General features: G+C 51.9%; 8 protein-coding genes and 1 pseudogene. 7 read left to right on the top strand and 2 right to left on the bottom strand.

The genetic code is table 11. From position 1 onward, the window contains the following. The first annotated feature begins 194 nt into the window (after window positions 1-194). Complete coding sequence (locus tag ACTBDZ_RS08605; protein ID WP_438815012.1) at window positions 195-2,666, top strand: Hpt domain-containing protein; 2,472 nt, start codon at window positions 195-197, stop codon at window positions 2,664-2,666. An 8-nt stretch (window positions 2,667-2,674) separates the two neighbouring features. Beyond that, a complete protein-coding gene (rcsB, locus tag ACTBDZ_RS08610; protein WP_438815013.1) occupies window positions 2,675-3,328 on the top strand; it encodes a response regulator transcription factor RcsB in 654 nt (217 codons plus the stop codon). A 78-nt stretch (window positions 3,329-3,406) separates the two neighbouring features. On the opposite strand, the pseudogene rcsC reads toward rcsB, so the two are convergent. Beyond that, window positions 3,407-6,276, bottom strand: a pseudogene (gene rcsC / locus ACTBDZ_RS08615) (two-component system sensor histidine kinase RcsC). Window positions 6,277-6,396: 120 nt separating this feature from the next. Next, window positions 6,397-9,033, bottom strand: a complete 2,637-nt coding sequence (gene gyrA / locus ACTBDZ_RS08620; RefSeq protein WP_438815014.1) for a DNA topoisomerase (ATP-hydrolyzing) subunit A — start codon at window positions 9,031-9,033, stop codon at window positions 6,397-6,399. A 221-nt stretch (window positions 9,034-9,254) separates the two neighbouring features. Between gyrA and ubiG the strand changes: the two genes are divergently transcribed. From ubiG to ACTBDZ_RS08645, 5 genes are all read left to right on the top strand, one after another. After that, window positions 9,255-9,977 carry a bifunctional 2-polyprenyl-6-hydroxyphenol methylase/3-demethylubiquinol 3-O-methyltransferase UbiG gene (ubiG, locus tag ACTBDZ_RS08625; RefSeq protein ID WP_438815015.1) on the top strand — a complete coding sequence of 241 codons (723 nt, stop codon included), beginning with the start codon at window positions 9,255-9,257 and terminating at the stop codon, window positions 9,975-9,977. A 600-nt stretch (window positions 9,978-10,577) separates the two neighbouring features. Continuing rightward, window positions 10,578-12,863 carry a class 1a ribonucleoside-diphosphate reductase subunit alpha gene (gene nrdA / locus ACTBDZ_RS08630; RefSeq protein WP_438815016.1) on the top strand — a complete coding sequence of 762 codons (2,286 nt, stop codon included), beginning with the start codon at window positions 10,578-10,580 and terminating at the stop codon, window positions 12,861-12,863. 86 nt (window positions 12,864-12,949) lie between these two features. Further along, complete coding sequence (gene nrdB / locus ACTBDZ_RS08635) at window positions 12,950-14,080, top strand: class Ia ribonucleoside-diphosphate reductase subunit beta (RefSeq protein ID WP_438815017.1); 1,131 nt, start codon at window positions 12,950-12,952, stop codon at window positions 14,078-14,080. A gap of 4 nt (window positions 14,081-14,084) precedes the next feature. Then, window positions 14,085-14,345, top strand: a complete 261-nt coding sequence (gene yfaE / locus ACTBDZ_RS08640; RefSeq protein ID WP_438815018.1) for a class I ribonucleotide reductase maintenance protein YfaE — start codon at window positions 14,085-14,087, stop codon at window positions 14,343-14,345. Between the two features lie 263 nt (window positions 14,346-14,608). Beyond that, a complete protein-coding gene (locus ACTBDZ_RS08645; RefSeq protein WP_438815019.1) occupies window positions 14,609-15,019 on the top strand; it encodes a tetratricopeptide repeat protein in 411 nt (136 codons plus the stop codon). The last annotated feature ends 183 nt before the right edge of the window (window positions 15,020-15,202 follow it).

A 15,202-nucleotide genomic window follows, 5' to 3' on the forward strand; every position in this document is an offset into this window, starting at 1 on the left:
CAATGGCAACATTACTTGATGGTAAACGGGTCTGGGCAGAAAAAAATCTGAACCAGATTTAATCTGACAGACACCTGTATAAATAACCGGTAACTGTCAGATCAGGTCTGAGCTAGTACACCTTATTCGTTGCTGGCGGAGGTCAATGCATTTCATTTTCTCATCTTACGCTCTGCCAAGTAGGAACTGTTATCATGCCTGCAAGTCTGCTTCGCTATCTTACCTTGTTCACCCTGTTGCTACTGCTGACAACCGGCACGCTGAGCTACAATATCGTGAACAACTGGTTGGCAGAGAAGAAATCTACGCTCAACACCCTCGCACTTGGGATGCAAAAGCGCATCGACACCTACCGCTTTTTCACTTACCAAATCTATAGCAATCTGAACAACGACGCCGCTACTGGCGGGGAAGATAGCGTCAATGCCATCAGTCTGCTGCCGGATGTGTTCTATGTGGAAAAAAACGGCCAAAAAACCGATGCGCTCATCTTTGGTCAGCACGATAAATCAACGCTGAGCGCGGTGCGCAAGATTTCACGTTATCTCGATATCCTGTGGGGTGCCGAAAGCGATATCTACTCCATGTACTACCTCAACGGTGTAGATAACAGCCTGAACATGATTTCCACGCAGATACTGAAAGACATTTCCGCACAGTTTCGCGGCAGCTATATCACCGCGATTGCCGAAGCCCGGCGCACGGAGATGCTACAACAGTCAAACGCGCTTGATGAACGCGAGAGCTTCTCTCCCATCCGCAAGTTGCGCTTTTATAATGACTACTATTTTACTCTGCGCACCACCTTCAACCAGCCGGGCCATCTGGCGACCATCATCGCCTTTGATTTGCCCATCAACGATCTGATCCCACATACGCTGTCGCGCGACAATTTCATCCTGCGCGCGGACAGCGTGGGAACCAGCAGTGAAGCATTTACCAATAACGAAGATACGACCCGCGTTCAGTTAAACGGTTCGCTGTTAGAGGTGGCCGCACCGCTGGTTAACGCGCCGGTGAATATCGTTTATCAGTTACCTCTGCGGCAATTCGCTGCCGATATGGCGCGTAATAATATCTGGTTGCTGCTGCTGAATCTGGCGCTAACCCTCACTGGGTTCTACCTGTGGCGTCAGCCCAACCGCGATGCGCGCGAGCATCAAGGCGTAGTGCAGGCAACCATCAACAACGAGATGTACGAGATTTTGCAGTTCAGCCACCCGCAGATGCCAGAGCACAATCTGTTTCTGATTCGCGAGCAGGATAAAGAAATCCTGGTGCATAAAAAGATGCAATTGGCGCAGCGCGAATATGACAAAAACGTGCTGGCGCGCCAACGGCTGTTAACCAATCTTCGTCAGGAGTTGCATACGCCAATGCAGGCTTTACAGCAACATTTGCTGTCCCTGGCACAAATGGCTGATGACGATATTCGCGCCAGATTGTTACGTAAAGCCTCAGATGAAGCGGCACAAACGATCGCGCTACTGGATAATATTGCGCTCCATGACCGGCTCGGCAGCGACACATGGCAACCGGACGTGGTGCCCTTTTCTCGCCTTGCGATGATGGATAGCTTGCTGCTTGCCAGCCTGCCGCATCTTTCCCAAAAAGGGCTGCACCTGTTTCATCACTACCGCTTAGAGCCACAACGTTTGTATGTGGGCGACATGACCATGCTGCAAAAAGCGCTGCTGCTGCTCGATTACGCCATCACCAATACGGATTACGGCAAGATAACGCTCAAGCTGGAAGCAGATTCCGAGCAGGCGGACAAACTCGCTATCCGGCTCAGCGATACTGGCACCCGCATGTCAGCGACAGAACTGGATAATCTGCGCCACCCTTGGCTAACGGTGCCATCGGCGGATCGCTCCCAACAAAATTCGGGATTTGCACTGTTCCTGTGCCATCAACTCGCACGTAAGCTTGGCGGCGAGCTGAGTATCTCCTGTAAACAAGATCTCGGCACGCACTATCAGTTGACGGTCACGTTGCCCGCCAGCACCAACAGCGCAGATGAAGACGAAAAACTGCTGGAAGACATGACGGTGCTGTTAGACATCACCGCCAATGAGGTACGTCAGATCGTGCAGCACCTGCTCTCCAGTTGGGGGGCCGAATGTGTCAACGCCGATGAGCGCCAGATGCCCCAGGAGTTCGATCTGCGTATTGTCGATGATGAAGCAAAAATGGCGGATAACACGCTGCTGGTGAACGGTGAGGATACCCAAGTGACCTTACTGGCGCCGCGTCGATTACGCACCAATTTTAATATCAGTCAGCTGCTGCAAGATGCCGTGTTGACCTTGATTGAGCAACAATTTGAGGTCGATACGCGCGATGCTGCGCCGACGGATATTCAAGAATACGCCCGGCAGCTGAAAGCCAGCGACTATTTTTCGCTGTTCGTTGAAACGGTACCCGACGACATTGTCAAACTGTATACTGATGCAGAAACAGGCGACTTTTCAACACTGGCACAAACGGCGCATCGACTTAAGGGTGTGTTTGCCATGCTAAATTTGCACCCAGGCAAACAATTGTGTGAACAACTTGAGCGGCATATTACCGAACAGGCGAGTGAAGAAATCAAACACGATATTGATGAGATCGACGAACTTGTCCGTGTATTATTGCAGCCTAATGGCCAACAAGACGAGTAAATAAAACGATGAGTAATTTAAACGTAATTATCGCTGACGACCATCCGATTGTCCTTTTTGGCATTAAAAAATCGCTTGAACAAATTGAGTGGGTTAACGTGGTGGGCGAGTTTGAAGACTCAACATCGCTGATCAATCACCTGCCGAAACTGGATGCCAACGTTTTAATTACCGATTTATCCATGCCCGGCGATAAATACGGTGATGGCATCACACTGATCAAATACATCAAACGCCATTTCCCCCATCTGGCGATTATTGTGCTGACAATGAACAACAACCCCGCCATTTTAAGTGCGGTGTTGGATCTTGATATCGAAGGTATTGTATTGAAGCAAGGGGCACCGACCGATTTGCCCAAAGCGCTGGCTGCCTTGCAAAAGGGCAAGAAATTCACCCCGGATAGCGTTGCCAAGGTGCTGGAAAAAATCAGCGCCAGCGGTTACGGCGACAAGCGCCTGTCACCGAAAGAGAGCGAAGTGCTGCGCTTGTTTGCAGAAGGCTTTCTGGTGACGGAAATTGCTAAAAAGCTGAACCGCAGCATCAAAACCATCAGTAGCCAGAAAAAATCTGCCATGACCAAACTGGGTGTTGATAACGATATTGCCTTGCTGAAATACCTCTCTTCCATCAACGGAGCCGAGTCGGGAGAAAGTGCGTAAGCGCTGAGATCTCCCTTTCACGCGCTTAACCCGCCGTTCCTGCTGACCCAGGAACGGCGAACGTTACCGTTAACACTCCTACGTTGCGCTACTCCGCTGTTCACGCACTTGAAGACTGTACTGCGACAAACACTGTTGCAGTACATCCAGCGTAACCGGTTTCGATAAACAGTTGTCCATCCCCGCCGACAAACAACGTTGTCGTTCTTCCGCGAGCGCTTGGCGGTGACGCCAATCACGGGCGCTTCCCAGCGTTGCGCACGCAGGGTGCGCGTCAGCGTATAGCCATCCATATTCGGCATGTTGACATCGGTCAGCACAATATCAGCCGTTTGCTTTGCCAGCGTGCTTAACGCATCCACGCCGTCATTAGCGGTAATGACCTGATAACCCAGCGATCCAAGCTGATCGGCGAGCAAACGACGGTTGATCGGATGATCGTCCACCACCAGAATCAATATGTCGCTATTGTCCACCATGTTATAGTGCGTTTGGGCACGTGTACTCGGCACGGCCAGCGTTTCCTCTCCTCCGTCTTTGTTGCGACACAGGCGTTCCAGCAGCGCCGGCAAATCCGGCAATCCGGCGGTGCTGATCACCCAGCGCCCTGCCTCACTCTCCTGCGCGCTGCCGATGTGCACGTGACTAAACAACACGCTCCAGCGAGAAAGCGGCGGCGTAGCCTGCGGGTAATCGCTGATGACGATGTCGTCCTCATGAACAGTCTGGTCAGAATAACGGGCCGCAGAGAGACCATATTGTTGCAGCAAACTGAGCGCATTGTGCTCAAGACTGGCATTACGCATCCTCAGCCAGCAGGTTTTCTGCCTGAGTGCATCGCTGACCGTCGGGACGTCGTAATGTGCCTGATAGAGCGGAATACGAATGCCAAACTAACTGCCCAGCCCGGGTTCCGATATCAGTGACATATCGCCATCCATCAGGTTCACCAGCTTTTCACAGATGGCTAACCCCAACCCGGTCCCTTGAAAATGGCGCTGAACGCCGCTGCCCGCCTGGAAAAAGGGATCGAACAGCTTGAGCGCCTCGCGAGGATTAATCCCCACGCCAGTATCCCGTACCCAAAATTCGAGATAGCCGTCGGTGCAACACACCTGAAAGATGATGCAGCCGGTATCGGTAAATTTAATCGCATTGCTCACCAGATTAGAGAGCACCTGCTGCAAACGTACCGGATCCCCCGACAACGTTGCCGGCACCGACGGATCGATAAAGCAGTAGAGCGTCAGATTTTTTCGCACCACCAGCGGCAGATAGTTGCTGGTGATGTGGCTGACCACTTCCTGTGGGGTAAAAATAGCGGGTTCGATTTTAAGCTGTTCCGACTCTATCTTGGAAAAGTCGAGAATATCGCTGATGATTTTGAGCAGCAGTGCCGAGGAGTTCTGCATCGCCGCCGCCAATCGATTAGCATTTTTCGACAGGCTTTTGGTACGGAGCAAATCCAGATTACCGATAATCCCGTACAGCGGCGTGCGCAGTTCATGGCTGACCGTGGCCAAAAACATCGATTTCGACTGGCTCGCCTATTCAGCGGCATTGGCCATTTCTTGCAGAGACTCTTCCATCTTCACCCGTGCGCTGACATCGGAGAGCACGCAAATCGCCATATTTTCATTACGATAGCGCGAATAAACGAAACTGATTTGCAGGTGATGGTTCCGGCTGGTAACCACATCAACATATTTTGATTGCTGTTCACAGATAATTCGCGTGATCTTGAGCCGGTCTTCATGGGTTAACAAATTCAGGTAGTTATGCGCCAGTTCGTTGCTAAGCAGGTTAGTGCCATCGCTGATGCGTAAAATACAGATGCCTACCGGCGCAGAGGCCACGATTTTACGGTTAAACTGCTCGTTCTCTTCCAGTTGAAAGGCGTTAATCTGCGCGGGCAGAAACATCTTGCGTTCGAACGTCCAGGCGAGAATAAACAGCACCAGTGCAGAGAGCAGGTTTAACAACACGATGTTGATAATCAGCGCGTTTAGCTGCGAGAGCAGCACGCTGAACGGCATAAAATAGACGATATTAAAGGTGGTTGGCGGTAAGGCTTTCTTCAGGATAATTTCGTCGTAACCGTCCACATAACCAAAATAGGTGCGATCGTTCGGGTAGCTGGACGTCATCGAGCCGTTGCGCTCTTTATCGGTAAATTGCAGCAACGGCTGATTGAACTGATCGAGCAGCTTGGCACCGACCGTAAATTTGCCTGCAGCAACAAAATCATCCAGACGGATGGTTTGCTCGATGCCCATCAGTGTTTCCAGACGATCCCCTTTATAAATCGGTGTAATGGCATACAGATAGCCGATATCGGGATCGGAGGCCGGGGTTATCCAATACACCGTTTCATCGCGCCATTCGCCCTGCGCCGCATGCTTTTTATCGGCAAAACGTTCTTGCAGGTTCTGCAACAAATTATCGCGATCCAGTGCCTGATTGCGGATACCAAAATCCATCATGCACTGCCAGGCACCATCGACAAAAAACACCCGATTCAGATCGTATACCGTGGAGAAGTTATCCTGCCAATCGGTAAAAAAAGCGCTGACGGCATCCAACTGCCCTTTTTGGGTCTGATAGATAGCCTGACAGTCTGCACCTGTGGTTAAGGGATAGAGCGAAAGCAGCGGTGTACGCAGGGTATTGGCGGAAGACGGCGTAGCGTGCGCGGGCGCCATGTTGACATGGCTGACGGCCACATAGCGTAATTCCCGCACGATGTCCGTGGTGCGACGAATATATTCCTGCGACTGATCGTAGCTCTGGTTATATTCCAGGCGTAACTCAGCCTCTTTATCGTTGAGTACCTTGCTGAAATAGAAGATGGAAATCAGCGCCCCCAGCATCCATAACATCATCGCCAACACCCTGAACAGGTAGCGGGAAATTTTCAGCGTCGTGTGAAATGAAGCGAGGTATTTCAAATTTATTCCATCAAGTAGGTAAATAGTTGCAGGGGAAAGGCTTGTCGATACAGTACCGAGAGCGCATAAAAAAGCCAGCATCTGAGGTGCTGGCTTTTGTTTCATCGGTGTAGCGCGCAATTATTCGTCGTCAGCCACATCGTCGTCGGTTTCAGCATCATCAATGCCGTCTTCTTCTTCGGCGACTTCACCCGGCGCGGTTGCCACGCTGTCGAGCTCTTCGTCTTCGACCGGCTCAGCAACACGTTGCAGCCCTACCACGTTTTCGTCTTCCGCGGTTCGGATAAGCGTCACGCCCTGGGTGTTACGGCCTACGATGCTGACCTCAGAGACACGGGTGCGCACCAGCGTACCGGCATCCGTGATCATCATGATCTGATCCAGCTCATCGACCTGCACCGCACCAACAACCTTACCGTTACGCTCGCTCACTTTGATAGAGATAACGCCTTTGGTCGCACGAGACTTGGTCGGGTATTCACTCACCGCAGTACGCTTACCGAAGCCGTTTTGCGTGACCGTAAGGATATCGCCTTCACCGCGCGGCACGATCAGAGACACCACGCGATCGTCACCCTGAAGGTTGATACCGCGGACACCGGTAGCGGTACGTCCCATAGCACGCACTGCCGCTTCGGAGAAGCGCACCACCTTGCCTTCCGCAGAGAACAGCATCACTTCGTTCTCACCGTCCGTCAAATCAACGCCGATCAGCTCGTCTCCCTCATTGAGGTTAACGGCGATAATCCCTTTCGAACGTGGATTGCTAAACTCGGTCAGCGCAGTTTTCTTCACCGTGCCGCTGGCGGTCGCCATAAACACGTTTTGGCCTTCTTCGTATTCACGCACTGGCAGAATGGCAGTAATGCGCTCTTCCGGTTCCAACGGCAACAGGTTGACGATAGGACGCCCACGCGCACCGCGACTTGCTTCCGGCAGTTGGTATACCTTCAGCCAGTAGAGACGGCCACGACTGGAGAAGCAGAGGATCGTGTCATGGGTGTTAGCCACCAGCAGACGGTCGATAAAATCTTCTTCCTTGATACGTGCCGCTGACTTACCTTTGCCCCCACGACGCTGCGCTTCATAGTCGCTCAGCGGTTGGTATTTGACATAACCCTGATGGGAAAGCATAACCACCACATCTTCCTGATTGATCAGGTCTTCGATATTGATGTCAGCGCTGTTGGCCGTGATTTCCGTGCGACGCGCATCGCTGTACTGTGCCTTGATGGCCTCCAGCTCTTCACGAATGACTTCCATCAAACGCTCAGGGCTGGTCAGAATGCGCAGCAGTTCAGCGATCTGCAACAGCAACTCTTTGTATTCATCCAGCAGCTTTTCGTGTTCCAGACCAGTCAGTTTTTGCAACCGCAGATCCAGAATCGCCTGAGCCTGCTGCTCAGTCAGGTGGTATTTACCGTCACGAATCCCAAATTCCGGCTCCAGCCAGTCAGGACGCGCAGCATCATTACCAGCACGCTCTAGCATCGCCGCAACGTTGCCCAGATCCCAGGCTTGAGCAATCAATGCCGCCTTGGCTTCTGCCGGCGTTGGTGCATTGCGAATCGCTTCAATGATCGGATCGATATTTGCCAGCGCAACCGCCAGGCCTTCTAAAATATGGGCACGCTCGCGCGCTTTGCGCAGTTCAAAAATGGTTCTGCGCGTCACCACTTCACGCCGGTGACGAACAAAGGCAACCAGAATGTCCTTGAGCGGCATGATCTTCGGCTGGCCCTGATGCAGTGCCACCATGTTGATGCCGAACGAGACCTGAAGCTGAGTCAGTGAGTAGAGGTTATTCAGTACCACTTCACCCACAGCATCGCGTTTGATCTCAATCACGATACGCATGCCGTCTTTATCGGACTCATCGCGCAATGCGCTGATGCCTTCAACGCGTTTCTCTTTCACCAGCTCGGCGATTTTTTCAATCAGACGCGCTTTGTTCACCTGATAGGGAATCTCGTGCACGATAATGGTCTCACGACCATTTTTGTCGTCCACTTCCACTTCGGCGCGTGCGCGGATGTAAATTTTGCCGCGCCCGGTGCGGTACGCCTCTTCAATACCGCGTCGGCCGTTGATGATCGCTGCGGTCGGGAAATCCGGCCCTTTGATATGCGCCATCAACCCTTCCAGGCTGATGTTTTCATCGTCGATATACGCCAGGCAGCCGTCGATCACTTCCGTCAGTTTGTGGGGCGGGATGTTGGTCGCCATCCCCACGGCAATACCGGAAGAACCGTTCACCAACAGGTTAGGAATACGCGTCGGCATTACATCGGGGATCTGTTCTGTGCCATCGTAGTTGGGCACAAAATCGACCGTCTCTTTTTCCAGATCCGACAGAAGCTCGTGGGCGATTTTCGACATGCGAATTTCGGTATAACGCATGGCCGCCGCCGAGTCGCCATCTATCGACCCGAAGTTGCCCTGACCATCCACCAGCATGTAGCGCAGGGAGAAAGGTTGCGCCATGCGCACGATGGTTTCATACACGGCGGAATCACCGTGCGGGTGGTATTTACCGATAACGTCGCCGACCACACGGGCCGATTTTTTATAGGGTTTGTTCCAGTCATTTCCCAGCACGCTCATCGCGTACAGCACGCGTCGGTGCACGGGTTTCAAGCCGTCACGAACATCAGGCAAGGCACGCCCGACAATAACGGACATGGCATAGTCCAGATAGGAGTTTTTCAACTCATCTTCGATATTGACCGGTGTTATTTCTCTGGCAAGGTCGCTCATGGAGCCGCTATCCCTCTATTAATGCATCAACCCGAGTTCAAAAGGTGGAAAATGGTAGCACAAAACCCACCTGACAGGGAAAATACGCGCACGTGTAATGACGCTTTTCTTTCATCCATCGCCTTTTGCGTCGTCAAGGCAAATAAGGAGAATCGCTACTACATCCTGCCTACACCCGATATACTCACCGCAGATGAGAATAACAAAAGGTTGTATACCGCATGAACGCAGAAACACAGACGCAGAATGTCGATCATGATGAAATCGCCAAGTTTGAAGCCGTCGCCTCACGCTGGTGGGATCTGGAAGGTGAATTCAAACCGCTGCACCGCATCAACCCGCTGCGACTTGACTACATCGCACGCCGCGCCGATGGGCTGTTTGGCAAGCAGGTGCTGGATGTCGGCTGTGGCGGCGGCATTCTGGCGGAGAGTATGGCGCGCGAAGGCGCAGAGGTTACCGGATTGGACATGGGGGTCGAACCGTTGCAGGTTGCCCGGTTGCACGCGCTGGAGAGCGGCGTCAGCGTGCAGTATGTGCAGGAAACCGTGGAGTCTCACGCAGCGGCGCACGCAGGGCGCTATGACGTGGTGACCTGTATGGAGATGCTGGAACATGTGCCAGACCCGCAATCGGTGGTGCGCGCCTGTGCCTCCTTGGTCAAACCAGGCGGACACGTGTTCTTCTCGACCATCAACCGTAATGCCAAAGCCTGGCTATTAATGATTTTCGGTGCCGAATACGTGCTGAAAATGGTGCCGAAAGGCACCCATGACGCGAAGAAATTTATTCGCCCGGCGGAGTTATTGAATTGGGTGGACGGCACCTCGCTGGCAGAACAGCACATCACCGGTCTGCACTATAACCCGCTGCGCGATCGTTTTACGCTCGGTCCTAATGTGGACGTGAACTATATGCTGCATACGCAGCGTGATGCTGAATAAGTCCGCATTTTTTGGCTCAGATTGCTGATAAACAGCGACTCTCACCGTCGTTCCCGACCACCGCTGTCATTCCCGCAAAGGGGGAATCTCATGCAGAGGAAACGCGTTTGTTCTCGCAGAGATCCCCGGCTTTCGCCGAGGATGACAAAAGGGAAGCAGAGGATGATAAGGGGTAAAGTGACGCTGTCAGCAGTCTGAACCAGCACTTTGCAACGCAGATTGGTGATATCGTCGCCAATCTGCCATTCCCTCTACCGTCATAACCTTAGACGCTGATCAAATTAAGAATTTTCTGTACGCAGAAAAAAGCGGCAATCGATCAATTTTTTATTTTTTTATCCCCATCCATTGACAAAAGTTAAGGCCGCAACGCTACAGGCGTTTAGCCAGTGTGTAACAATTCCTCCCCATGTTATCCACAATTTCAGTGTGTTTTGTTCACTTGCAATAGCCGAAAATTCTCACTATCTTGTTATCATTCAAAACCAAAACCCCTATATGTAGTGTTTACCCCACACACCGCAGCACTAGACTGTCGTGTGCGTTTTCGATCGGGGAAAACGCTATAGCATTGGGAAAAACGGATAGGTACTACACCACATGAACCAGAGCCTGCTAGTAACCAAACGCGATGGCAGCAAAGAACGCATCAATCTGGACAAGATTCACCGGGTGATTACCTGGGCAGCGGAAGGCCTGCACAATGTGTCAGTGTCTCAAGTCGAACTGCGCTCCCACATTCAGTTTTATGACGGCATCAAGACCGCCGATATCCATGAAACCATTATTAAAGCTGCCGCCGATCTGATTTCACGTGACAGTCCGGACTACCAATATCTGGCCGCACGTTTGGCCATTTTCCACTTGCGTAAAAAAGCCTACGGCCAGTTTGAACCACCGGCGTTGTTCGACCACGTCACCAAAATGGTGGAACTGGGCAAATACGATACCCACTTCTTGCAGGACTACACGCCAGAAGAGTTTGCTCAGATGGACGCTTTCATCGATCACTGGCGCGACATGACCTTCTCTTACGCTGCGGTCAAGCAGTTGGAAGGGAAATATCTGGTGCAAAACCGCGTCACCGGTGACATCTACGAAAGCGCCCAGTTCCTGTATGTACTGGTGGCAGCTTGCCTGTTCTCCGGTTACCCGCGCGAAACGCGTCTGGATTACGTCAAACGCTTCTATGACGCGATTTCTACCTTCAAGATTTCGCTGCCAACGCCGATCATGTCCGGCGTGCGTACCCCGACCCGTCAGTTCAGTTCCTGCGTGTTGATCGAGTGCGGCGACAGCCTGGATTCCATTAATGCCACCTCCAGCGCTATCGTGAAATACGTTTCACAGCGTGCCGGTATCGGCATTAACGCCGGTCGTATCCGTGCGCTGGGTAGCCCGATTCGCGGTGGTGAAGCGTTCCATACCGGCTGTATTCCGTTCTATAAACATTTCCAGACCGCAGTGAAATCCTGCTCACAGGGCGGTGTGCGCGGCGGAGCGGCAACGCTGTTTTACCCGCTGTGGCATCTGGAAGTGGAAAGCCTGCTGGTGCTGAAGAACAACCGTGGCGTGGAAGGCAACCGCGTGCGTCATCTTGATTACGGCGTGCAGTTGAACAAGCTGATGTATCAGCGTCTGGTCAAAGGACAAGAAATCACCCTGTTCAGCCCTTCTGACGTTCCCGGCCTGCATGACGCGTTTTTCGCCGATCAGGACGAGTTCGAACGTTTATATCAGCAGTATGAAAAAGACGACAGCATCCGCAAGAAATCCATGAAAGCGGTCGATCTGTTCTCGCTGATGATGCAAGAGCGCGCCTCTACAGGCCGTATCTACATTCAACACGTCGATCACTGCAACACCCACAGCCCGTTTGAACCGACCATCGCACCGGTGCGTCAGTCCAACCTGTGCCTGGAAATTGCGCTGCCAACCCATCCTCTGGAAGACGTCAACGACGAAAAAGGCGAGATCGCGCTCTGCACCCTCTCCGCTTTCAACCTTGGCGCATTGAATAGTCTGGATGATTTGGAAGATTTGGCGCGCCTGGCAGTACGTGCGCTGGACGCCCTGTTGGACTATCAGGATTACCCGATTCTGGCCGCCAAACGCGGTGCCATGGGCCGCCGCACGCTCGGCATCGGCGTGATCAACTTTGCCTACTATCTGGCGAAAAACGGCGTGCGCTACTCCGATGGCAGCGCCAACAATCTGACGCACAAGACCTTTGAAGCCATTCAGTACTACCTGCTGCAAGCCTCAAACGAGTTGGCGCGCGAACAGGGTGCCTGCCCGTGGTTTGACCAAACCACCTACGCCCGTGGCGTGCTGCCTATTGACACCTACAAGCGCGATCTGGACGGCATTTGCAGCGAACCGTTGCATTACGATTGGGAAGCACTGCGCGACAGTATCAAAACACACGGTCTGCGTAACTCCACGCTCTCTGCGTTGATGCCGTCGGAAACCTCGTCACAAATTTCCAACGCCACCAACGGTATTGAACCGCCGCGCGGTCACATCAGTATCAAAGCGTCAAAAGACGGTATTCTGCGCCAGGTGGTGCCGGATTACGAAACCCTGAAGGATGCCTACGAATTGCTGTGGGAAATGCCGAACAATGACGGCTACCTGCAACTCGTTGGGCTGATGCAGAAGTTTGTCGATCAGGCTATTTCTGCCAACACCAACTACGATCCGGCGCGCTTCCCGTCAGGAAAAGTGCCGATGAAACAGTTGCTGACTGACTTGCTCACCGCCTATAAGTTCGGGTTGAAAACGCTGTATTATCAAAACACCCGTGACGGTGCAGAAGACGCACAGGAAGATATCCTGGCGGATGCGCAGGATGATGGTTGCGAAGGCGGTGCCTGCAAGATTTAAACCGCTTCCCGCGTAGAGTATTTTTTACGTAAGTTTTTTCAGGAGGCGGTTAAATGCCTCCTGTCCCTTTTTGGAGATACAGCCCTATGGCTTATACCACCTTCTCACAGAATAAAAACGATCAGCTTCTGGAACCGATGTTCTTTGGTCAGTCCGTTAACGTAGCGCGTTACGATCAGCAAAAATATGAAATATTCGAGAAGCTGATCGAGAAACAGCTCTCCTTTTTCTGGCGTCCAGAAGAGGTGGATGTGTCTCGCGATCGCATTGACTATCAGGCGCTACCGGAACATGAAAAGCACATCTTCATCAGCAATCTGAAATATCAAACGCTGCTGGACTCCATTCAAGGACGCAGCCCGAACGTCGCATTGTTACCGCTGATCTCCATCCCTGAGTTGGAAACCTGGATAGAAACCTGGGCATTTTCAGAAACCATCCATTCCCGTTCCTATACCCATATCATCCGCAATATTGTCAACGATCCGGCACTGGTGTTCGATGATATCGTCACCAATGAAGAGATTCTGAAACGTGCAAAAGACATCTCTTCTTTCTATGACGATCTGATCGAACTGACCAGCTATTACCACCTGTTGGGTGAAGGCACGCATCAGGTGAACGGTAAAACGGTCACCGTTAATCTGCATGCCTTGAAAAAACAACTTTATCTGTGCCTGATGAACGTCAATGCGCTGGAAGCCATCCGTTTTTATGTCAGTTTCGCCTGCTCATTCGCCTTTGCCGAACGTGAACTGATGGAAGGCAATGCCAAAATCATCAAACTGATCGCCCGCGATGAAGCACTGCACCTGACCGGTACCCAGCATATGCTGAATCTGATGCGTTCCGGCCAAGACGATCCGGAAATGGCACAAATCGCCGAAGAGTGCCAACAGGAATGCTACGACCTGTTTGTGCTGGCGGCACAGCAGGAGAAAGAGTGGGCGGAATACCTGTTCCGCGACGGCTCGATGATTGGCCTGAACAAAGACATTCTCTGCCAGTACGTTGAATACATCACCAATATCCGCATGCAAGCGGTAGGGTTGCCATTGCCGTTCCAAACGCGCACTAACCCGATCCCGTGGATTAACGCCTGGCTGGTCTCTGACAACGTGCAGGTTGCTCCGCAAGAAGTGGAAGTGAGTTCTTATCTGGTCGGCCAAATTGATTCTGAAATCAACGCTGACGATCTGAGTGACTTCCAGCTCTAAGCCAATGAGCACCTCAACCATAACACTGCGCGTCTCGGGCGCGCAGCTTGCCAACAACGACAGCGCCACCTCGTTACTCGACGTGCTTAAACAACACCGCGTACCCGTGGAATATCAGTGCCGCTCGGGTTATTGCGGTGCCTGCCGCTTACGGCTGGTGAAAGGCAGCGTAGCCTATCGCCAAACACCCCTTGCCTGTGTACAGCAAGACGAAATCTTGCCGTGCTGCTGCATGCCAGTGAATGATATTGAGTTAGAGCTGTGAGCGTTCGGTATACCCGGTGCAGTATCAATATCTCCAAATAGGGCGATCGCACGGTATTGGCTCAATGTTGAGTTGTCACCCGGTAGTTATTATGTGGTCCGGTCAATCGGGATTTGAGCACAAGGGAATGCCGCTCAATAATCATCACAAAGCACGGTGTACAATATTCTTAAGATAGCGCGTGAAGAGGGTATTCATTTGGGTACGGATGCCTGTGGTTTCAACGACAAAGAGTAATAAAGGTGTTGTAAATGGTGTTAAGTATGAATCGGTTCGTTGTGCTAGTGCTCGCCTGTTTCCTATTGTCGGCTTGCGATAACAATACGCCTGACGCCGCTGCGCAATATGCTCTAGGAAGCGCTTACGATGATGGCGGCACACAAAATATTGATTATGAAAAAGCCAGATACTGGTATGAGAAATCTTCTGCTCGTGGAAATCTGGATGCCATGAGGGCGCTTGGATTTATGTACGAAAAGGGCAAAGGGATGGAGGTCAATTACACAAAAGCCATTAAAATCTACACAGAAGCAGCTGACAAAGGTGATTATCACTCCCATATCAATTTATGGTGGATGTACTCCCAAGGGCTGGGCGTAGAAAAAAGCAGAGATATTGCAACGCAATGGTCTCAAAAGGCCAGGAAGTTGGAAGCCGCAGGAAAAGCAGACTAGGGCGAAGTGGCGTCCCCACAGTCACGGATGAGGCACATAGTTTAGTTGGTATATTATTGACCCTGTACACGATTCTGTGTAAATGCCTTTTCTCAGTAGTGACCGTCCAGACGATCACCGAACTCGATAATAAAGCGGCTCATAGCCATACGCCAGTCCCTCAGCGGCATCGTCCATTTTTGT

This window comes from Symbiopectobacterium sp. (assembly GCF_051710365.1).
GTDB lineage: Bacteria > Pseudomonadota > Gammaproteobacteria > Enterobacterales > Enterobacteriaceae > Symbiopectobacterium.